13 protein-coding genes are annotated in these 20,830 nt (G+C 55.5%); 11 read left to right on the top strand and 2 right to left on the bottom strand.

Annotated elements, in window-relative coordinates; all coding sequences use genetic code 11:
• The first annotated feature begins 14 nt into the window (after nt 1-14).
• Together NSQ80_RS15580 and NSQ80_RS15575 are read left to right on the top strand one after the other, a co-directional pair.
• Nucleotides 15-455 carry a disulfide oxidoreductase gene (locus tag NSQ80_RS15580; RefSeq protein WP_260070256.1) on the top strand — a complete coding sequence of 147 codons (441 nt, stop codon included), beginning with the start codon at nt 15-17 and terminating at the stop codon, nt 453-455.
• A gap of 77 nt (nt 456-532) precedes the next feature.
• On the top strand, nt 533-1,240 hold the full coding sequence (locus NSQ80_RS15575) for a hypothetical protein (protein WP_260070236.1): 708 nt from the start codon (nt 533-535) through the stop codon (nt 1,238-1,240).
• A gap of 60 nt (nt 1,241-1,300) precedes the next feature.
• Here NSQ80_RS15575 and NSQ80_RS15570 read toward each other — a convergent pair whose 3' ends face one another.
• Nucleotides 1,301-2,182, bottom strand: a complete 882-nt coding sequence (locus NSQ80_RS15570) for an AraC family transcriptional regulator (protein WP_009224354.1) — start codon at nt 2,180-2,182, stop codon at nt 1,301-1,303.
• 131 nt (nt 2,183-2,313) lie between these two features.
• Between NSQ80_RS15570 and NSQ80_RS15565 the strand changes: the two genes are divergently transcribed.
• The gene (locus tag NSQ80_RS15565; protein WP_339299809.1) at nt 2,314-4,287 is read left to right on the top strand and encodes a beta-L-arabinofuranosidase domain-containing protein; all 1,974 of its coding nucleotides are present in this window, start codon (nt 2,314-2,316) and stop codon (nt 4,285-4,287) included.
• Between the two features lie 46 nt (nt 4,288-4,333).
• Here the strand turns inward: NSQ80_RS15565 and NSQ80_RS15560 are convergent, their stop codons facing one another.
• Entirely contained in the window at nt 4,334-5,653 is a 1,320-nt protein-coding gene (locus tag NSQ80_RS15560) for an MFS transporter (RefSeq protein WP_339299807.1), read from the bottom strand.
• A gap of 268 nt (nt 5,654-5,921) precedes the next feature.
• On the opposite strand from NSQ80_RS15560, the gene NSQ80_RS15555 reads away from it, so the two are divergent.
• From NSQ80_RS15555 to NSQ80_RS15520, 8 genes are all read left to right on the top strand, one after another.
• Nucleotides 5,922-10,637 (top strand): WIAG-tail domain, encoded by a 4,716-nt coding sequence (locus NSQ80_RS15555; RefSeq protein WP_339299805.1) that lies wholly within the window; start codon nt 5,922-5,924, stop codon nt 10,635-10,637.
• Nucleotides 10,638-11,045: 408 nt separating this feature from the next.
• Nucleotides 11,046-13,343, top strand: coding sequence for an FMN-binding protein (locus tag NSQ80_RS15550; RefSeq protein ID WP_339299803.1), 2,298 nt, complete (start codon nt 11,046-11,048; stop codon nt 13,341-13,343).
• A 157-nt stretch (nt 13,344-13,500) separates the two neighbouring features.
• Entirely contained in the window at nt 13,501-14,457 is a 957-nt protein-coding gene (locus NSQ80_RS15545) for an HD domain-containing protein (RefSeq protein WP_009224349.1), read from the top strand.
• Nucleotides 14,458-14,727: 270 nt separating this feature from the next.
• The gene (locus tag NSQ80_RS15540; protein ID WP_323077311.1) at nt 14,728-15,609 is read left to right on the top strand and encodes an ROK family protein; all 882 of its coding nucleotides are present in this window, start codon (nt 14,728-14,730) and stop codon (nt 15,607-15,609) included.
• 109 nt (nt 15,610-15,718) lie between these two features.
• Nucleotides 15,719-16,915 carry a GntR family transcriptional regulator gene (locus NSQ80_RS15535; RefSeq protein WP_339299800.1) on the top strand — a complete coding sequence of 399 codons (1,197 nt, stop codon included), beginning with the start codon at nt 15,719-15,721 and terminating at the stop codon, nt 16,913-16,915.
• A gap of 754 nt (nt 16,916-17,669) precedes the next feature.
• Nucleotides 17,670-18,989: an ABC transporter substrate-binding protein gene (locus NSQ80_RS15530; RefSeq protein ID WP_009224346.1), complete on the top strand. Its 1,320-nt coding sequence runs from the start codon at nt 17,670-17,672 to the stop codon at nt 18,987-18,989.
• 28 nt (nt 18,990-19,017) lie between these two features.
• The gene (locus NSQ80_RS15525) at nt 19,018-19,905 is read left to right on the top strand and encodes a sugar ABC transporter permease (protein WP_036644696.1); all 888 of its coding nucleotides are present in this window, start codon (nt 19,018-19,020) and stop codon (nt 19,903-19,905) included.
• Between the two features lie 59 nt (nt 19,906-19,964).
• The gene (locus NSQ80_RS15520) at nt 19,965-20,828 is read left to right on the top strand and encodes a carbohydrate ABC transporter permease (RefSeq protein WP_260070257.1); all 864 of its coding nucleotides are present in this window, start codon (nt 19,965-19,967) and stop codon (nt 20,826-20,828) included.
• Nucleotides 20,829-20,830 lie beyond the last annotated feature (2 nt).

The following is a 20,830-nucleotide window of genomic DNA, read 5'->3' as shown; positions in this document are numbered from 1 at the left end:
GAGGAATGGGGATGATGCGGGGGTTTTTGAAGGACTATGGCATCTACCTCGCCTGGCTGGTTGCGATGGTCGCGACGGCGGGCAGCTTGTATCTAAGCGAAGTGCTGCATTATGAGCCGTGCCGGCTGTGCTGGTTCCAGCGGATCTTCATGTACCCGCAGGTCATCTTGCTGGGGATCGCCGCGTATAAGAACGACCGTCAGATCATTCCATACGTGCTTCCGCTCAGCATCATCGGCGGCATGATCTCCATCTATCATTACAGCGAGCAAAAAATCCCGGCGTTAGCCAAGCTGCTTCCCTGCAAAATTGGCGTACCTTGCAACGTCGATTACTTAGGCCAAGGCTGGCTCGGATTTATTACGATTCCGTTTATGGCGCTGGTCGCTTTCGTGCTGATCGTCCTGTTCTTGTTGGCCGCTCGCGAGGGCAAAGAAACTGCTGAGGAACAATAATACCTGCAATATTTCCCTCCCTCGTGATGGCAACTTTTTTGAGGTTCGGCCCGTCTGTATATGCGGGGGTGTTCGAAGTGAACAACAAGAATGTACTAAAAACGAAATGGAAGAAGACCACCGGCTGGCTGGGGATGATTCTGCTGGTGCTCTCGCTGACCGCGTGCTTCGGGAACAGTTCCGAGCCTGGGATGAATGCAAGCGGTGAAACGAACGGGAACCAGACGGATACAGACAACAACGTGCCGGATGACGCCGCAGCCGAAACGAAGCAGGGGACGGCTCCTGCCACAGAGTCGACGGACTCCGGTGCAACATCGGAGCTGCCGGCTGAGAAATCGATCGAGGTTGAGCTGGAAGGCATGAAAGAGACGCGAACCGCCACTTTGCAGAGGGGCGAGGGCTACGCTTTTTATATGTTCGACATCTTCTCCTTTGATGCCAAAACCAACAAGTTAATGATGAATTACGACTCAGACTATCATGTGGTCATTACCAAGCTGCCTGCCGATTACAACATCGAGGAGCTGGCGAAGTCGGCCAAAAGCGAGATGTCTAAAATCGGTAAAGTCGAGCAGCGTACCGGTGACCAGCTCTACGAAACGATGCGAGATGCCGAGCTGTTCTTGATCGCCCAAGGCAAGGGGCTGACCCAGCAGTATATCGTCAAGAACATAGGCGGGCAAGGATTTGCCTTTCTGCTGAATTCGCCGCATGGCGAAGCATCGGAAGGCTTTGGCCCGCTGGCGTTCGCGTCCATCAACACCGTTGTGGCAACGAATTAACACGAACTAAAGCTAAACCGTCCGCGCAGGGCTTCTGCAGCGGGCGTTTTTTTTACCTCCTCATGACATATATCGCTTGCGGAACTCGCGGGGAGAGCAGCCATTTTTGAAGGCAAACCGGTTCGAGAAATAGGGAGTGCTGTTGAAGCCAACGTAAGAAGCAATATCCGCAATCGGCCACTCCGTGGTGAGCAGCAGCAGCTTGGCTTGCTCTAACCGGTAATGCAGCAAGTAATCGTTGGGCGTCATGCCATACACCTGCTTCATGCAGCGCGTGATGTAGTTATAGTGGTAATGCAGCGCATCGGCCATCTGCCCGCTGTTGAGCTCCGAACGGAAATTGCTTTTGATGTAGGCTTCAGCCTTTTCCGCAACGGTCACTACCGGGGAGGCATGTGATTCTAACTGCCGGAGATCCATCGCACGAAGCAGCTCCTCGAACCGCTGCTGCCGGTTCCAAAACGCCCGGGATTGACGTTCCCCTAGGCTCTCCAGCAGCTGCCGGAACAAGCGGAATGTCTGGTCGGGAGAGGGGAGGTCCCACGCTTTCGGCAGATGCAGGGAATATGGCGAAGCCAGGAAACGGCTGTAATGCTCGTCCGCGTCCGGATAGAGGTGATCGGCTTCCTCTGCCGGAAGCTGCTGCCAGGCACAGACCGTATGAAAATGCAGCCAGTAAAACGACGTAGGCTCTTCGCACGGCTTCACCGCGTAATGGTGCCGATCGGGCAACAGCAGCAGCGATTGGCCGGCCCCCAGACTCCAGGATTGCCCCGCCTCCCCGAGGTATAACGTGCCAGATTCCACGACGATCCAATCAAAAATACCGATATTCCGCCGGTTGGGATGTTCGTCTCCGGGCTGATATACGGTATGTCCGCATTCCAAAAAATAGGGCAAGGGCGGCGCCGTCAGCTGCACCAGGTCGGTTGGTTTCGGCAAGGCACTCTCCTCCGTTTCGAGTGTGAAATATTATAACTTTGAGGTTGATAGAATTCGTATTTCGTTCTAAATATATGAGATAAAATGAGATTTGTCAGTATGATTTTTTGAAAAAAGGAGGAGGCTTTGCGATGAAGCTAGCCGGGCAAATGCCGCGTTCCGAGCGGGTTGCGCTGAATCGAGTGAACATCCGCGACGAATTTTGGAGTTACTATATCCGTTTAGTGAAGGATGTGGTTGTCCCTTATCAATGGGAGGCATTAAACGATCGGGTGGAAGGAGCCGAACCTAGCGGCGCTGTACGCAATTTTCAAATTGCCGCAGGGCAAGTTCAGGGTGAATATTACGGGCTGGTGTTCCAGGACAGCGATTTGGCGAAATGGCTGGAAGCGGCAGCTTATATTTTGGAAGCGGATCCAAATTCGGAGCTGGCGGCGATCGCCGACGGGTTAATTGACACAATGGCCTTGGCGCAGCGGGAAGACGGGTATTTGAACACGTATTATATCCTGAAGGAGCCGGGCAAGCGCTGGACGAATTTGACGGAATGCCATGAGCTGTATTGCGCGGGACATTTAATCGAAGCGGGAGTCGCCTATTATCGGGCCACAGGCAAAAGAAAGCTGCTCGACGTGGTCATCAAGTTCGCGGATTACATCGACAGCGTGTTTGGCACGGAGCCCGGCAAGTTGCCGGGGTACGACGGCCATCAGGAAATCGAGCTGGCGCTCGTCAAGCTGTACGAGGTGACCGGACAGGAGCGATATTTGCGTCTAAGCCAATATTTCCTTGAGCAACGGGGGCAGAAGCCTTCCTTCTTCGAGGAAGAACTCAAGCGGCGGGGCGGTCAAACGCACTGGGCAGGGCATGCAGATCACGTTGACCTCACTTACCATCAGGCGCATCTGCCGGTACGGGAGCAGGAGACAGCGGTTGGCCATGCTGTGCGGCTGCTGTATATGTTGACCGGGATGGCCGATGTTGCGGGGTTAACCGGTGACGAGTCGATGCTGGCCGCCTGCCGCAAGCTATGGGACAACATTGTCGGCAAGCAGATGTATATTACCGGCGGGGTGGGCTCCATGCCGCAGGGCGAGGCGTTTTCGTTTGATTACGACCTGCCAAATGACACGGTGTATTCGGAGACTTGCGCTTCCATCGGGTTGATCTTCTTCGCCCAGCGGATGCTGCGGATTTCGCCGGACTCGAGATACGCCAATGTGATGGAGAGGGCTTTATACAACACGGTTGTCGGTGGAATGGCCCGGGACGGCAAGCATTTCTTCTATGTGAATCCGCTGGAAGTCGACCCGAAGGCTTGCGGGGGCGCCAATCATAAGTTTGACCATATAAAAACGGTTCGTCAGGAATGGTTCGGCTGCGCCTGCTGTCCGCCGAACATCGCCCGGCTGCTGGCATCGCTTGGCGAATACATCTATACAGTGCAAGGCGATACGGTATATGCTCATCTCTATATCGGCGGGGAAGCCGAATTGCAAACGAGCGGCGGCAAGGTGAAGCTGACGCAAACGACCAATTACCCTTGGGGTGGAAACGTGCGGTTTGAGGTGCAGCCGGAGGGAGAAGGCCGCTTTACACTGGCGTTGCGGCTGCCGGATTGGTGCCCGGAAGCGAGTCTCCAGGTGAACGGAGAAGTGGTGGAACTGGAGGGAGCTTTGCTTCAGGACGGCTACATCCGGCTGGCGCGGCAATGGTGTGCAGGGGATGTTGTGGAGCTGAAGCTGGCGATGCCGGTGACACGTATGTACAGCCATCCTCTCGTACGTGGAAACGCCGGCAAGGTGGCGCTGCAGCGCGGCCCGCTCGTCTATTGCCTGGAGCAGGCCGACAACGGCGCGAACCTGCATGAGCTGGTGTTGCCGCGGGAGGCCGAGCTTCACGCGGAATACGAAGCCGAACTTCTTGGCGGCATCGTTACCGTGCGGACCGAGGCGGTCCGCATCACCGGGCCGGACTGGGACGGCGGGTTGTACAGCGCGTCCCCGCGTCTGACGGAGCAACCGGCAGCGCTTAAGTTCATCCCGTATTACGCCTGGGCCAATCGCGGCGAAGGGGAAATGATGGTTTGGGTGCGCGAGCGCTAAATGTTTGCTTGCGATGGACCGGCATGGGTTGTAGAAGGGTATCAGCTCACTGAACGTTCCACAGCCGGGTTCGCACGTAAACGGCCAGGACGATCAGATTCCATATCGCGCAGGTGATAAAGATCACGCTTGTGCCCCACCAGGCGATGACCCAACCGGAAGCGTAGACGGCGATAGGCATGCCGATCCGGAAGCAGGTCCCGGTAATTCCGGCGATTCGTCCCATCAGCGGCGCCGGCGTCTGCTCTTGGCGGAAGGCGTACACCGACACGCTGTACAAGGTCGCGGCAAATCCGGATAGGAAAAGGGCGACTGCAAACATCACGAGGCCATCGCTAAGAAACAGAAGGAGATAAGCGATGACGTTCAGCAAGATGGATGCGCCAAACACCTTGCCCAGGCCCCAGGATTGTCTTAACCGACTGAGCAGCAAGCTTCCGGCAAGACCTCCGGCACCTGAAGCCGAGAGTACAACGGCTAGCAGGGACGAGGACAATCCCAGATCGTCCTTGGCGTAGTAGATCGATGTCGTACTGATCACCGTGTACGTACAGTTTAGAAACACGACGAACACGGTCATCAACACGAGCGGCTTGTTCACGCAAAAGGCGCGCCAGCCCTCCAGAAACTCCGCGGCGAATCGGGATTGCCGCGGGGTTTCTTTTTTCTCCGCCAATTTTAGTCTAGTAAATAACCCCATGCATATCAGGTAACAGAACGACGTGATGAGCAATCCATCGGAGATGTCGGATAACATCAGGATCAGACCGGACAACGCTGGCCCCATAATGCCAACAAACGTTTCGGCAAAGCTCAGCTTGGCATTGGCGCTTGTCAGTTCCCGGGCCGGGACACTCAGCTTGATAAGGCTGACTTCGGCATTAAAATATCCATAATTCAGCGTCATCAGCAGGAAGCCGATGGCGTAATAGACCGGCAGCAGATGAATCCCGCTTCGGAACAAGACGGCAAAGGCAAGGAGCAGCATCGCCTGCAGCCCGATCATCCAGAGGATCCAGCGTTTTTTGTTGACGCGGTCAACTAAGACGCCGATGAAGATGGCGAAGAAGAAGTTGGGCAGCAGCTCCGCGGTTTTCATACTGCTCATGGCCACAGAGGAATGGGTAATGTCGTACATCATCAGCGGAAGGATGATTTCATAGAGCTTCCCCCCGAAGCTTAACAGCACGACGCTTGTCAAAATGATCGCAAACGAGCGGCGATAGCCGAGGTTTGGTGCAGTAGTGGGGCTTTTTTCAGCAGATAGGAGTATGGCCGTGTTAGGTTCCTCTGACGCCTCTGGGACGGCCGGGCTAACGTTAACGGATGCTTTCTGAGCGGTGTTTATGGCGAGATCGGTTTTCATGTCTAGTTGCCTCCAAGACTTGAGCTTAAGGGATGTTCCGCGAACTTCGGTGAACTTTGGCGTGCTTCGACGTACCTTCCGAATTCTTACGCGTAAGGTTATTGTAACGTGCGGCCGTTCTGCTAAAAACGGTAGAAATCGGGGAAACCATTTCATCTTTTTTCAGGAGGCAGCGTGCTGCGGCATCAGGCCCAAAAGCTGTGACAAGAGCCTAACCCCCCGCATATGATACCAAAGATTATTATATTGGCAAAGGAGAGGGCGGCTCTTGAAGAGACATAAATCAACAAAATCAAGTAGACCAAAGAAATCGCTCTATTACGTAGATAACCCGAATATCAATGAACTTAAGCTGCTGGAGGAACGAAAGGAATCGTCGCGATCCGGGGACAAGAGGTTTGAACTTCATGAAAGCCCAGCGCCCGTACTGCCCGCGTTGCCGGAGCAAGAGAAAGAGGCCGCGACGGCATCACCCGGAGCAGATCCGGAGCATGGAAACGTTGACGGAAACCAGGCGCTGCAGGAACTGCTGAGTGAAAAAACCGCGCCGCACCAAGAACGGGGCATTATTTATACCGACGATCTCATCGATGAGGCCGTCACCGGGGAGAAAATTGCGCCGTATACGATCGATGCTTCGCGGATCATGCGGGGGACGATCGACACCGCTTGGATCGCCGATTACGCCGTGGAGAACATCAAGCTGGCCGATCGGGCGGTGACCTCCTCCAAAATCGCTCCTTCCTCCGTGAACGGCAGCCACTTGGTTGACGGTTCGATCGAAGGCTGGGCGATCCGGGATCATTCCATCGGCGGAGAGAAGCTGGTTGACGGCAGCATCACCCCGGAGAAGCTGGCGGATCGGGTGATCACCGGGGAGAAGCTGGCAGAAGGGGCGGTGGAGAGCCGGCATCTGTCGGAATGGATCGTAACGTCCGAGCTCTTGCAGGACCAAGCTGTAACGGGGGATAAAATCCGCAGCGGTGCCGTAAATGCGCAGCATTTGGCCAACGGAGCGGTCGACACCTCTAAGCTGGGAGAGGCCTCTGTGACAACATCGAAGCTGCGCGATCACTCCGTAACGGGAGAGAAGCTGGCGGAAGGGGCGGTGGAAAGCCGCCATCTGGCGGATCACAGCATTACTTCGCGGCATTTGGCACCCGGTATGATCGACCGGGAACTGCTGGCTTGGTCCAGTGTCGGCGCGGAGCAGCTGCAGGAAGGGAGCGTTACTTCCGCTCATTTAGGTGAAATGGTGATTGAATCCCACCATCTTGCGTCAGGAGCCGTGGGCAGCGAACATGTTCAGCCTGGCAGTATTGGTCAGGAGCATATCGCTGACAAGGTCATCCAGGCGCGGCATCTTGCCGATAAATCGATCCCTTCCACGAAGCTGGCCGACCAGTCTGTGGGCACCTCGCATATCATCGAGCAGGCGGTAACCTCGTCCAAGATCGCCGATCAAAGCGTGCTGCCGGGGAAAATCGCGGACGAAGCTGTATTGACCCGGCACTTGGCCAAAGGGGCCGTGCAATCGCCGCAGCTTGCGCGGGGAGCGGTTACCGGCAAGCACCTGTCCGAAGGGGCGGTGCAAAGCAGTCACCTTGCTTCGGAAGCGGTGCAGGAATGGCATCTGGCCGATGCGGCGGTCACCCGGCAGAAGCTGGCGTCCGCCGAGGTGACCACGGAGCACCTGGCGGATGGAGCGGTTGCGACGAATCATCTGCAGCCAGGAAGCGTCACGGCCGACAAACTGGCTAAAGACAGTGTGACGAGCCGCGCGATCGCTCCGGCCGCGGTGACGGAGTCCGCCATCGGTGCACAGCAAATCACGGCCGACCATTTGGGATCGGGTATCGTGCAGACCCGGCATTTGGCGACGGGCTCCGTCACCCGCGGCCAGATCGCACCCGGTGCGATTCGGGAGGAGCACCTGGGGGTTGGCGTCATCTTCTCGCCGCATCTCCAGGATCATGCGGTCACCAGCTTGAAGCTGTCGCCGGAAAGCGTGACAACGGATAAGCTGGGGGATCTGGCGGTGACGGTTGCGAAGCTGGCGAACAGCAGCGTGACCGGTCCGAAACTGGCGGCGCAAGCCGTGGACGCCGGGCATTTGGCCCCCGGTGCCGTCGGGTCGGAAGCTCTGTCCGCTGGCGCGGTTGGAGCCGATCATCTGGCCGCTGGGGCTGTACAGAGCAAGCATTTGGCCGAAGGCAGTGTAACGGGACGCCACCTGGGCGACGCAGCCGTGGGCTCCCGCCATATTGCCGCCGAAGCCATCGAAGCCGGACATCTGTCTGCCGAGTTGCGGCAGAGCGGGTTACTTCCCGAGGCGGGGATCCGCGGTAAGGATCTGCAGGCGGGCGCCATCACCAGCCTGCACCTGCAAGCCGGTGCGGTTGATACGGACGCGTTAGGTGAGCAGGCGGTTGGCAGCTCCCATCTTCAGGAGGGGGCGGTGCAAAGCGGTCACCTGGCGGAGGCGTCTGTCCAAAGCCGGCATTTGGCTGAAGGGGCGGTACAAAGCGAGCATTTGGCCAAAGGCAGCGTGACTGACCGCCACCTCGGAGTCTCGGTGATCGGATCTTACCACATCGCTCCGGAATCGATCAGCGCTGCCCACATGATCCCTGCCTTGCGCCAAAGCGGGCTGCTGCCTGTCGCCGGGATCGACGGGGAGGCTCTGCAGCCGGGAGCTATCGCCAGCCAGCACCTGCAGGCAGGCGCAGTTGGCTCCAAAGCGCTGGGTGAGCAGGCGGTTGGCAGCTCCCATCTTCAGGCAGGTGCGGTGCAAAGCGGCCATCTGGCGAAGGCGTCCGTCCAAAGCCAGCACCTGTCCGAAGGAGCGGTGCAAAGCGAGCATTTAGCCGAGGGGAGCGTGGAGTCACGGCACCTTGGAAAGGCGGTGGTGGAAGGCACCTATATCGCTCCCGAAGCCGTAAATTACGAGCACTTGTCCGCAGAGCTCCAGCAGCAGGGTCTGTTGCCGGCCGAAGGGATCAGTGGGGATGACTTGCAGGCCGGGTCGATTACCAGCCGGCATCTGCAAGCTGGTGCGGTGAACGCTACAGCGCTGGGTGAGCAGGCGGTTGGCAGCGGCCACTTACAGAGCGGTTCCGTGTTGAATCGCCATCTGGCAGATGGGTCCATTCAAAGCCGGAACTTGATCGCAGGCGCGGTGCAAAGCGAGCATTTAGCCGAGGGGAGCGTGGAGTCCCGGCACCTTGGGGAGGCCGTGGTGGAAGGCACCCATATCGCTCCCGAAGCCGTGAATCACGGACACTTGTCTGCCGAACTGCAGCAACAGGGTCTGTTGCCGGCCGATGGGATCAGCGGGGATGATTTGCAGGCCGGGTCGATTACCAGCCGGCATTTGCAAGCCGGTGCGGTAAATGCCATAGCTCTAGGCGAGCAGGCGGTGGGCAGCGGTCACCTGAAGGCGGGTTCCGTGTTAAACCGCCATCTGGCAGATGGGTCCGTCCAAAGCCGGAATCTTGCTGAAGGCGCTGTGCAAGGCGGGCATTTGGCTGAAGGCAGCATCACCTCCCAGCATCTTGGGGAGGCCGTGGTGGAAGGCACCCATATCGCTCCCGAAGCCGTGAATCACGGACACTTGTCTGCCGAACTGCAGCAGCACGGTCTCTTGCCTGCAGAAGGCATCAGCGGGGAGGATCTGAAGCCGTCGTCCATCACCAGCTGGCATCTGCAATCCGGCGCGGTTGGCTCCGAAGCGCTGAGCGAGCAAGCGGTGGGCAGCGGTCATCTGAAGGCAGGTTCCGTGTTGAACCGCCATCTGGCAAATGGGTCCGTCCAAAGCCGGAATCTAGCTGAAGGCGCCGTGCAAAGCGGGCATTTGGCCGAAGGCAGCATCACCTCCCAGCATCTTGGGGAGGCCGTGGTCGACAGCTCGCATCTTGCCCCTGAAGCCGTAAATGTCTCGCATCTATCGGCTGAGCTGCAGCAACACGGTCTCTTGCCTGCGGAAGGCATCAGCGGGGAGGATCTGAAGCCGTCGTCCATCACCAGCTGGCATCTGCAATCCGGCGCGGTTGGCTCCGAAGCCCTGGGTGAGCAAGCGGTGGGTAGTGGTCATCTGCAAGCCGGTTCCGTGCAAGGCGTGCACTTGGCAGAGGGGACGGTCCAAGGCTTCCACTTGGATCATGGAGCAGTTCAAGGTGAGCATTTGGCGGAAGGCGTTGTGTCGGAACGCCATCTGGGCGAAGCGGTTGTAGGCACTCGCCATCTGCAGGAAGGCGTGGTGCACAGCGAGCAATTGGCAAATGCCGCCGTTCAAAGCCATCACCTGGCCGAGGACGCCGTGCAAAGTGCGAACTTGGCAGCAGAAAGCGTGGAGTCCCGGCATTTAAGCGATGCTGCGGTGAATGCCCACCATATCGCTCTCGAAGCCGTCAATATTTGGCATCTGTCCACCGAGATTCAGCAACACGGTTTGCTGCCTGAGGAAGGGATCGGCGGCGAAGACATCCAGCCTTCTTCCATCGGCCGGGGGCATCTGCAACCCGGTGCAGTGGATGCAGGGGCTTTGGCTGTAGGCGCGGTTGGGGCGGAACATTTGCAGCCAGCGTCGGTAGAGAACGCCCATTTGGCGCCAAATGCGGTCGACAGCGCTATACTAGCGGATGAGGCCGTTGGGACTCGCCACTTGCAGCCGGGCTCCGTTGGAGTGGAGCAGCTCAACTTTGCTCCGGTAACCACGCTGGCAGGCCAGCCGGCGGAGATGCAATTTGGCATGGTTCCGTTCCTGCTGAAGCCTCATGAGGAGGAGGCGACGGTTAAGATCAAATTTGAATCGCCGTTTGCTTCGTCCAACTACGTTGTCGTTGCGATGACCAATCACCCTGCGTATTATACTTCGCTGAAGGAGCAATCGCCTGGCTCGGCTGTCATCACGATATCCAAGCTGAAGGACACTAGCGTCAACTACGGAATCGTAACGTGGATGGCGATTGGCAACACGCAGTAACGTCTTCTAAAACACAATAGAGTCAGCTAGAATACTCGCTTGTATAACAGCCGTCGGGAACCATCCCGGCGGCTGTTTTCTTCAGCTAAGCCATAACAAAGTGACATATCTTTCAGGCTATGTGATTTTGCGTACAGCGTTTTTGCGTCAAATTACCTAGTATTTAATGGGAACCGATCCAACTAATTTTTTTCACAGGTTATGTGAAATTCTTCACATTAATTCAGAGTCGGGTCGGTTCAAGGGATAGACATCGTGCAAGAGGGAGGGGCGCGATTGCTTGGAGAGCGTTATATCGGAATCGTGATCTGAGCACAGTCGAAAATTCAACAAGAACATGCCATGAACGGCGAGCAGGTTATGTAGCTTTACGTAACTCGGTGAAAATCACAAGGGAGAGGATTGCATTTGAAAAAGCTGATTAGCCTTACAGTAAGCGCGACGTTGGTGTTATCGTCCTTGTCGCTTACGGTTGGGACGTCCGGTTTCAAGCTGACCAGCATTGACGTGGTGTCTGCCGCATCGGAATCGGAAACGCCAACCAAAGAAACAACACCTAGCAAAACCACAACACCAAGTAAGACAACGACACCAAGTAAGACAACGACACCAAGCAAGACGACAACTCCAAGCAAGTCGACAACACCTAGCAAGACGACAACACCTAGCAAGACAACTACGCCAAGCAAGTCGACGACGAACAAAACTACTACAAAAACAACCACAAAAACTACGACCAAAACAACTACAAAAACGACAACAGCTCCTGTAAAGACAACAACGAAAACAACTCCGGCAAAAACTTCGGCGGTCAAACCTGCGGAAAGTCCGTATGTTGACGGCGTATATGTGGCCTACGGCAACGCTTATTCCAAAGGGACCGAAGGGGCCAAAGTTACGATCAAGGACGGAAAAATCGCCGCGATTGAGCTGCTCAGAACAAGCCCTAAGCTGATCGACAGAGACGTTCGCAACAACTATAGCGGCCTCTGGAACGCTTACGAAACGATGAAAGCGGACCTGCTTGGCAAAACGCAGGAGCAGGCCGCCAAAGTGGACGTTGTGTCCGGAGCGACCCGTTCCAGCGAGGGCTGGAAGCTGTCCGTTGACCGTGCCTTCCAAAGAGCTTTGAAAGAGAAGCCAAAGGGTGTCACTTATTTTGTCGGCGAGCATATGGGTGTCGATCCGGAAGGCAAATACATGGTGTTTGCGACCTTCGATGCAACGAAGCGTACAGCTGTCAAAGTATATCCGCTTGACGCCAGCGGCAATGCCATCGAAGAAGCAAATATGACCAGCGAGCAAGCGGCATTGGTGAAAGCGATCGCAGCCGAGCTGTTGGCGAAAGGTACCGGCGCCGTTGGTTCTAAAGGCCAGGAGGCTGAGTACAAAGCCGCTGTGAACGCATATTGGGACGCGGAGCAAAATGCCAAGGTAAACAACGATTCGAAATATATTGATGGATTCTACTCCGCCTACGGTTCTGCCCGCGATAAAGGGGTTGAGAGAGCCGACGTCTACATCCGCAACGGCAAGCTGGTTGATGTGAAGCTGTACAGATTGGGTTCCAACCTGATTGACCGCGGCGACACGGCCTATGCCGAAGTGGTCAAAGCAAATGCGCCGATGACGGCCAAACTGCTCGCGAACGGCTCGTACATCGAGAACTTTAAGGATGACGTTGATGCGATTGCCGGCGCCACCGAGAGCAGCCATAGCTGGAACCTCGCTGTAGAACGCGCTTTCGAGAAGGCGCTGAAGGTTCCGGGGAAAGCGAAGTATTTTGAAGGAACGTTTGCCGGTGTCGACAACCTGTCCAGATTGCTGGTTTTGGCTGACATTAAAGCAGACCACGTTTCGAACGTAAAAGTCTTCCTGTTTGATGATGCCGGTAAGCTGATCGCTTCCGACAAGCTGACGGATGAGCAACAAACCGTTGTCGCTCAGTTAACCGAAGGCTTGACTCAAAAAGGCGCGAACATGACGCCGATCGTAGGTCAAGAAAACCTGTCCCTCGCCGCCAGAGCGGCGTTCGCTGACCTGCTGAACAACGCGTCGAAAACGCAAGGCAATTATAAAGACGGCACGTACACGACCTACGGCGACGCTTACGACAAAGGGACGAACCGCGCCGATGTCACGCTGCGCAACGGCGTTATCGTTGGCCTGAAGCTGTATCGCGTCGGTGTGAATATGGTGGACCGCGGCGCTTCGGCTTACGCTGAAGTCGTTAGAGCGATCCCGATCCTGACCCGCGATCTGCTGTTTGCCGGAACGAGAGAGCAAGCGGCTCAAGTGGATGTTGTAACTGGGGCGACCAGCAGCAGCACCGCATTGAAAACGGCCGTCGAAAATGCTTATAAGAAAGCGGAAATCAGCGAGACTTACAAAACGGCTTATATCAACGGGATTTTCGCCGGTATTAACAAGGACAAATCCGTTTACGTGATGGTGACGGTGCAAAACAACATTCCGTTCAAAATGGAAGTCTTCTATTTGGATGAGAACGGCAAAATCAAGACTGAAGACCAATTAACCGCCGACGAGAAAGCCGTCAAGGCGGAAATCGAAACGCCAACTGCCGAAGGTTCCCTGCATAAATACGGGTATCGTCCAGCAGCGTTTGGCGAAACCGAAGGCGTAAAAGCGGTTTCCGCACAAGTCATTGAGGCCGTCAAGGACGCGCTTGAGAACGCCGGAAGATAAGCATTGATTTGAAATGAAAAGGACGCTGGCCCTGTGAGATTCACGGGGAGGCGTTCTTTTCTTGTTCTTAGAAGGCGGGCAGGCGGGGATGAAAAGACGCTGAGGTTTTGGCTGTCCCATAGTATAATGGGTCTATCATGGGTTTGGAGGAATATGGGTGACGCAAATTAATCAATTACGAAACCAGGATGAATTTATTGGCTTTTATTTGCTGAAGGAGCTGGAGATCAAGCAGACGAACGCGAATCCGCCCAAAGACTATTTAGATATCGTATTGTGCGATTCCACCGGGGAAATCCCGGCCAAATTTTGGGATGCCTCGCCAACGGACAAGGAAACGTTTTTCCCGATGAGGCTCGTGAAGGTGCGGGGAATCGTGCAAACCTACCGTGAGAAGCTGCAGGTGAAAATCTTGCAGATGCGGTTGGCCAAGCCGGAAGACGGCGTGAGGCTCACGGATTTTATCCGCTCTGCGCCCATTTCGTCGGAAGCGCTGATCCATACGATCCAGGCCGTCATCAACGATATTGCCGATCCGGATATTCAGGCGATCGTTCGCTTTTGCGTCGGTAAGGTGGAGGAGAAGCTGGCCCATTATCCCGCGGCCAAAACGCATCATCACGCTTATTTCGGCGGCTTGGCCTACCATATGGTACGGATGCTGGAAATCGGCGATTTCCTATGTGCGCAGCGCGCGTTCTTGAACCCGGACCTGCTGAAGGCGGGCATCATTTTGCACGATATTGCCAAGCCGGAAGAAATGGTAGCTGAACTCGGCATCGTGTCCGAGTATAGTACGCCCGGCAAGCTGCTTGGGCATATTTCGATGGCGTCGCAGTGGGTGACCGAAGCGGCCATTCGCCTGGGCATCGCGCTGGATTCGCCGAAGGTGCTCGCCCTGCAGCATTTGGTGTTGTCCCACCACAACTTGGGGGAATGGGGCAGCCCGGTGCAGCCGCAGACGCCGGAGGCCGTCGCCCTCCACCATATCGATGCGCTGGACGCCAAGCTGCAGATGGTAGAGGACGCGCTGGCTACGACGCCGGAATCCGAAGCGTGGACGCCGTTGATCCGGGGCTTGGAGAACAAGGGGATCTACCGGTTGAAATGGTAGGGTAGGCAGGACGCATTGAGAGTTTATGGTTCACTGCCTTCTGCGGTCGATAGGCATCGATGATTTTCAGGCGGTAGCCTTGGCTTTCTAAGTCGTCGTTAACTTTTTTCAAAGCGCGGGCTGCGCGCAGGGTCAGAATGGCAAACGGGCCGTTGTATCCGTCGATTTGCTCCTCGATGAAGTTATCGCCGGTATAGTAGCGGAGATCGTATACGGCGTTTGGGATCACTTCGTCGAGGTAAATCCTATCATGACAAAGGAGGAGATTTGATGCGTATCGGAGCAATTGAGGCCGGCGGGACAAAGTTCGTGTGCGGCGTCGGAAATGAGCACGGAGTCATCGAGGACCAGATCAGCTTCCCCACAGAGCTGCCTGAGCCAACGTTGGAAAGGGTGATTGCTTATTTTCGCGATAAAAATGTAGAAGCGATTGGCGTCGGCTCGTTTGGCCCGCTGGACTTGAATCCAAGCAGCGCCACTTACGGACATGTCACGACAACACCGAAGCCGGGCTGGAACGGATATGATGTGCTTGGCAAATTAAAATCGGCTTTTGATGTTCCCTATGGCTGGGATACAGACGTGAACGCCGCCGCCTTGGGCGAGGCAAAGTGGGGTGCCGCTCAGGGGCTGGACAGCTGCGTGTATTATACGGTGGGGACCGGGATCGGTGTCGGGGTCTTGGCCGAAGGTAAGCTTGTCCATGGATTGATTCATCCGGAAGGTGGACATGTTCTGCCGCGGCGGCATCCGGAGGACGACTTCCCCGGGCTATGCCCGTATCATGGGGACTGTCTAGAGGGCATGGCTGCGGGGCCAAGTCTTGAAGCGCGTTGGAAGGTAAAAGGACAAGAGCTGGCACCGGACCATCCTGCCTGGGCCATCGAAGCCTACTATTTAGCGCAGGCGGTGACCGGGTCCATCCTCATGCTCTCACCGCAAAAAGTGATCATGGGCGGCGGCGTGATGCAGCAACCGCAGCTGTTCCTGTTGATTCGCAAGGAAGTTCAGCGGAACCTGGCCGGATATGTGAACGCGCCAGCCATTTTAAGCGGGATTGATGATTATATTGTCCCGCCGGGATTAGGGAATCAGGCTGGGCTTTGCGGCGCCCTCGCCCTGGGGTTGGAGGCCTTGGCTCGCTCCAACTGAAGCTTGGGGTTCTGCGAACCTTTTCAAGCATGGTTCGACATTAGCGATATATCATGATATATTATAATATATATCATGTCCTTGTGTGAGGGAACGTGGGAGGAACGTCATGAGTGAAACCACCTCGTCAAAACCGATGTACGAGAAGATTTTCGATGATGTAAAGCAGAAAATCCTAGATCATAGTTATAAACCGGGAGACCGGATTCCATCGGAGAAGGAGCTGGCCGAGGAATATCAGGTTAGCCGGATTACGAGCAAGCGAGCTTTAGAAATGCTGGCTGCCGAGGGGATTATCGTTCGGAAGCCGGGACGCGGCTCGTTTGTGACGGACCCCGAAGCCGAGGGCACAGGCGCGGAGGAACAGGCGAATGGCCGATGGGACGGAATCTATAGTGGGAACAGAACGGACAAGGAGGCTGCCGGAAAGCTGATCGGCGTTGTGCTGACGGATTTTGCCGGCAGCTACGGAACGCGGCTGATCTACGGGATGGAGGATGCTGCGCGGGAGCAGGATTGTTTTCTTGTCCTGAAGCGGACGTTTGGGGTTCAGGAGAACGAGGAAGCGACGATTCGCAAGCTGCTGCAGCTTGGCGTCGACGGATTGATCGTATTTCCGGCACAGGGGGAGTATTTCAACGCGGAAATCCTCAAGCTGGTGATCGAACGCTTCCCGCTGGTGCTGATCGACCGGGAGCTGAAGGGCGTGGCGGCGGCATCCATCATTACCGACAATGTGAAGGCGGCGCAGGAGGCGGCGGAGCATTTGTTTGACCTCGGACACGCCCGCATTTCGCTGTTATCTCCGCCGCCCATCGATACGTCGGCCGTCGAGGAACGGATCGAAGGATTTGTGCAGGCGCATGCCGGCCGAGGTATCGCTGTAGAGCGGGAGCTGTGGATCAGCGATTTGACGTCGACGCTGCCGAACTCTTTTTACGATGACAATATTGAACGGGACATTCAAAAAATCATGCGCCATCTCGAGGCCCATCCTACGATTTCGGCCTTCTTCGCCATCGAGTACAACATCGCGCTGCTGGCTAAAGCGGCGGTGACCCGGCTTGGCCTGCGCATTCCTGAGGACGTGTCGATCATCTGCTTCGACAGCCCGCAGTTCCGCATCGGCGAGGGCTACGCCTTCACCCATATGCGTCAAAGTGAAGAAGATATGGGCAAGCTGGCCGTGGAAAACGTGCTGGCCCTGATGGAGAACCGGACGGTAGCGAACAAAATCAAGCTGCCCGCGGTGCTCGTCCCCGGGGAGTCCACCGGACCCGCAAGGGAGGAGCGGGAGCGTAAGTAGCGCAGGGCTTGCTCCCTGGGTGAGTAGCGTAAGGCTTACCTCCTAGGGTGGAGCCTAGTAGCTTAAGGCGCACTTCCAAGGTGGAGCGCGAGTAGTGTTAGGCTCACCCTCTGGGTGGGGACGCAAGCAGTAGTGTTAGTGTCACCCCCTCTGGGGGAACTACAGTAGCATAAGGACACCCCCCTAGGCGAAGTGCTAGAAGGCTTACCCGCTGGGTGGATCGCAAATACCCTACGGTGGATTCAAGTTGCCCCGCCTCAACTCATACATGCCGAAGCTCAACTGCAAAAGTGCAGTTCAACTTCGGCATTTTTTCGTTTTTACCGGCCTTGGAATATAAAAGTGCAGTTAGTTTAAGGTGATTTAGTGGAAAAGGGAGAATTAGGCGGATTTTAACTGTACTTTTACAGTTGAAGGGTCCCAAAGCGACGCTTTCTCTAAAATCAACTGTACTTTTACATTTAGGCGCCACTTTTGGTGGTGCGGTCATTTACGGCAGGATGTTGTCTTCCGTTTACGGACCTTTCTAATTACGGACTTTCTCGATCAAGGCCCTTCCCCATTAATGACATTTCTACAGGAAAGCCATTTTTGTACTCTCCAAATGTTGAAGGGGGTCATTTGGCATACCTTTATATACCAACCAACATCGATATTTTTGCTTATTGACATAATGATATGATACCAATATACTATCCTTATTGAAAGCGCTTTAATTACTATGTTATTCGAAATGAAAAGGGGAGGTTTACAAATGAAAAAGTGGGTGTTCGTGATGCTGGTGACCGTCCTGTTTGGTGCGATGCTGGCTGCTTGTGGAGGGGGCGGTAACGGCGGCAGTGCTGGAAACGGCGGCGGCAGCGGGGGTAGTGGTGACACCGGAGGTGGCGGCAATACCGAGAAAGTGAAGCTGACGTTCTGGGGCGACTGGGGCGGCGAAGGGCAGAAGCAGTTTGAGACGATGGTTGACGCCTTCAACAAGTCGCAGGACAAGATCGAAGTCAAATACGTGCTTCAGCAGGATATGGTCACGAAATTCCTGACGGCTGCGACGAGCGGCGGTGCGCCGGATATTTTGTTCTGGGACCGCTGGAGAACCTCGCTGTACGCTCCGAAAAACGTGCTTCGCCCCATTGACGACTATATGGAGCGCGACGGGGTGAATAAAGAAGATTTTTACGAGGAGTCCTTAAAGGAACTGACCAATAACGATAAATTGTACGGTCTGCCGTTAACAGTGGATGCCCGCGCGTTGTTCTACAACAAGAAGATGTTTGCCGATGCAGGGCTGGAGGCGCCAACGACGTGGGATGAATTGGAGCAGGCAGCCAAGACGCTGACGAAATGGAACGGCAGCAAGCTTGAAACCGCAGGCTTCTCCATGGCCGATCCGGGGCTGTTTAACATGTATCTGCAGCAAGCCGGCGGGCAAATGCTCAGCGAGGATGGCAAGACCAACTTCAACAATGAAAAAGGCAAACAGGTTCTGGAGTTTTGGCAGCGCTTGCTGAACGAGGACAAAGTTTATAAGGTCGGCTTCGAACAAGGGCTTGGCGAAGGTACCGACGCGTTTGTTACAGGGAAAGTGGCTATGCTGTACACCGGACCTTGGATGATGAGCACCTACAACAAATATGGCAAGGATCTGGAATACGGCATCGTACCGCCGCCGGCAGGTCCGAATGGCGATAAAGGCAGTGTGATGGGCGGCTTCGGGCTTGTCATCCCGCAAGGCTCCAAGCACCCGGATGAGGCGTGGGAGTTCATCAAATGGTGGACGGCGAACAAGGACAACGCTTTGCTGTGGGCAAAAACGAGCTTGAACCTGCCAGGCTTTAAACCGGCGCTTGAGGATCCGTTCTTTAGTGAAGATCCATTGTGGAAGCCGTTTACGGAAACGTTGGAATTTGCAAAGACGCGTCCGACACATCCGGGATACTCCGTCATGGAGGAGAACGCGCTGATTCCGAATCTGCAACTGCTGCTTCAGAACAAGCAATCGATCGACGAGACGTTGAAAAAAGCCCAAGAGCAAGGCGACAAACTGCTTGCGGAAAATGCGGTCGTGAAGTAAAAACCGGCCTCTGAAAGGGGAACAAAGAATGGCATCCGTCAATAAGCTCGAACGGCATCAGGCCCGAATGGCCTATCTGTTCATTACACCAACTATGCTGCTATTTGCCGTATTCATGGTCATCCCCGTCGTGATGGCCCTGTACCTCAGCTTCACCAACTATGACGTGCTGAGCAGCAACGATTGGGTTGGGCTGGACAATTACCGCCGCCTGATCGACGATGCGCTGCTTTGGCAGACCTTTTTAAACGTGTTCTATTACGCGATCGTTTTTGTACCGCTGAATTTGTTGATCTCCTTGCTGTTTGCGATGCTGCTTAACAAAAAGATACGCGGGGTCAAGCTGTTCCGCACGTTTTATTACCTGCCGACCTTGACCTCGGCCGTCGCGGCGGCCACCGTATGGATCTGGATGCTGCATCCCGAATACGGGATGATTAACGGACTGCTCGCATACCTTGGCATCACCGGCCCGGCTTGGGTGTCGCAAACGGAGACGGCCATGCTGTCGATCATCGTCATGACGCTTTGGCAGTCGGTTGGCTCCAACATGATCATCTATTTGGCCGGCCTTCAAGGCGTGCCGGACTATCTGTACGAATCGGCCCGGCTGGACGGGGCGTCGCGGTTTGCCTGCTTCCGCTACATCACTTGGCCGCAGCTTCGCCCAACGACGTTCCTGGTCAGTGTCATGTCCATCATCGGCGCCTTGCAGCTGTTTGACCAGGCGTTTGTCTTAACGCAGGGCGGACCGGCGAACGTCACCAAAACTCCGGTCTACCTGATCTATCAGCAGGGCTTTAACCAATTGCAGATGGGGTATGCCTCGGCGCAGGCGTTTGTGCTGGCGATGGTGATCCTAGTATTTTCAATCATTAGCATGAAAATCACCAAAGCGGAGGAGCCGATCGTATGACAAATCCAGAGACGATAAAAACGGGCGTCGGTACCCGGCGTCCACAAATCGGTGTACCCATGCAGAAGCGATTAGCGAATGTACTGTTTTATACGGTTGGCAGCATCATCGCGGTCATTATGTTTTTGCCCTTTTATTGGAGCGTGCTGACCTCGTTTAAACAAGACGAAGACATGTTCACCCTGCCGATTAAATGGTTTACGGCGAACCTGACGTTCGAGCATTATTACAACGCGTTTACGACCGTGCCTTTTGGCCTTTATTTCTGGAATTCCTTTATTCTTGCGGCAGCTGGGGTGTTATGTAACCTGTTCTTCGGTTCGCTGAGCGGCTTTGCGTTTGCCAAGCTGAAATTCCGGATGAACCAGCCGTTCTTCCGCATCCTGCTTGTCTCCATGATGGTGCCGGGGATCGTGACGATGATCCCCAGCGTTTACGTGCTGCGCCATATCCCGCTGGCAGGCGGCAACGACTTGTTCGGCAGCGGGGGGTACGGGCTGATGAACTCGTTTTGGGGTATTATTTTGCCGGGGGCATCCGGGACGTTTGCGGTATTTTTCATGCGACAGTTCTTTCTGACCCTGCCCAATGACATGATGGAGATGGCGCGGATCGAAGGCTGCGGTGAATTCAAAATCTTCTGGCGCATTTACTTGCCGCTGACCAAGCCGGCGCTGGCTACACTCGGGATCTTTACGTTCCAGGCCGGCTGGAACGGCTTCCTCTGGCCGATGATCGTCCTGAACGATCCGTCGAAGGCGACGATTCAGATGGGGCTGCAGGCTTTTTCATACAATTATCAGACGGACTATGGGCCGATGATGGCGGGGGCGCTGGTGGCGATCCTGCCGATCCTGGTGCTGTTCCTGCTGCTGCAGCGGTATTTTATCCAGGGGATCGCGTTTAGTGGAATCAAGGGCTAGGA

The organism is Paenibacillus sp. FSL K6-2441, assembly GCF_037964765.1.
Lineage (GTDB): Bacteria > Bacillota > Bacilli > Paenibacillales > Paenibacillaceae > Fontibacillus > Fontibacillus phoenicis.
Note: the sequence above shows the minus strand (reverse complement) of the source record. Positions and strands in the feature narration are given on the sequence as shown.

Bases quoted from the DNA above. Each gene is read 5' to 3' on its own strand.
- NSQ80_RS15565 (WP_339299809.1), top strand. From the start codon at position 2,314: ATGAAGCTAGCCGGGCAAATGCCGCGTTCCGAGCGGGTTGCGCTGAAT.
- NSQ80_RS15520 (WP_260070257.1), top strand. From the start codon at position 19,965: ATGCAGAAGCGATTAGCGAATGTACTGTTTTATACGGTTGGCAGCATC.
- NSQ80_RS15560 (WP_339299807.1), bottom strand. From the start codon at position 5,653: ATGAAAACCGATCTCGCCATAAACACCGCTCAGAAAGCATCCGTTAAC.
- NSQ80_RS15540 (WP_323077311.1), top strand. From the start codon at position 14,728: ATGCGTATCGGAGCAATTGAGGCCGGCGGGACAAAGTTCGTGTGCGGC.
- NSQ80_RS15535 (WP_339299800.1), top strand. From the start codon at position 15,719: ATGAGTGAAACCACCTCGTCAAAACCGATGTACGAGAAGATTTTCGAT.
- NSQ80_RS15580 (WP_260070256.1), top strand. From the start codon at position 15: ATGCGGGGGTTTTTGAAGGACTATGGCATCTACCTCGCCTGGCTGGTT.
- NSQ80_RS15525 (WP_036644696.1), top strand. From the start codon at position 19,018: ATGGCATCCGTCAATAAGCTCGAACGGCATCAGGCCCGAATGGCCTAT.
- NSQ80_RS15530 (WP_009224346.1), top strand. From the start codon at position 17,670: ATGAAAAAGTGGGTGTTCGTGATGCTGGTGACCGTCCTGTTTGGTGCG.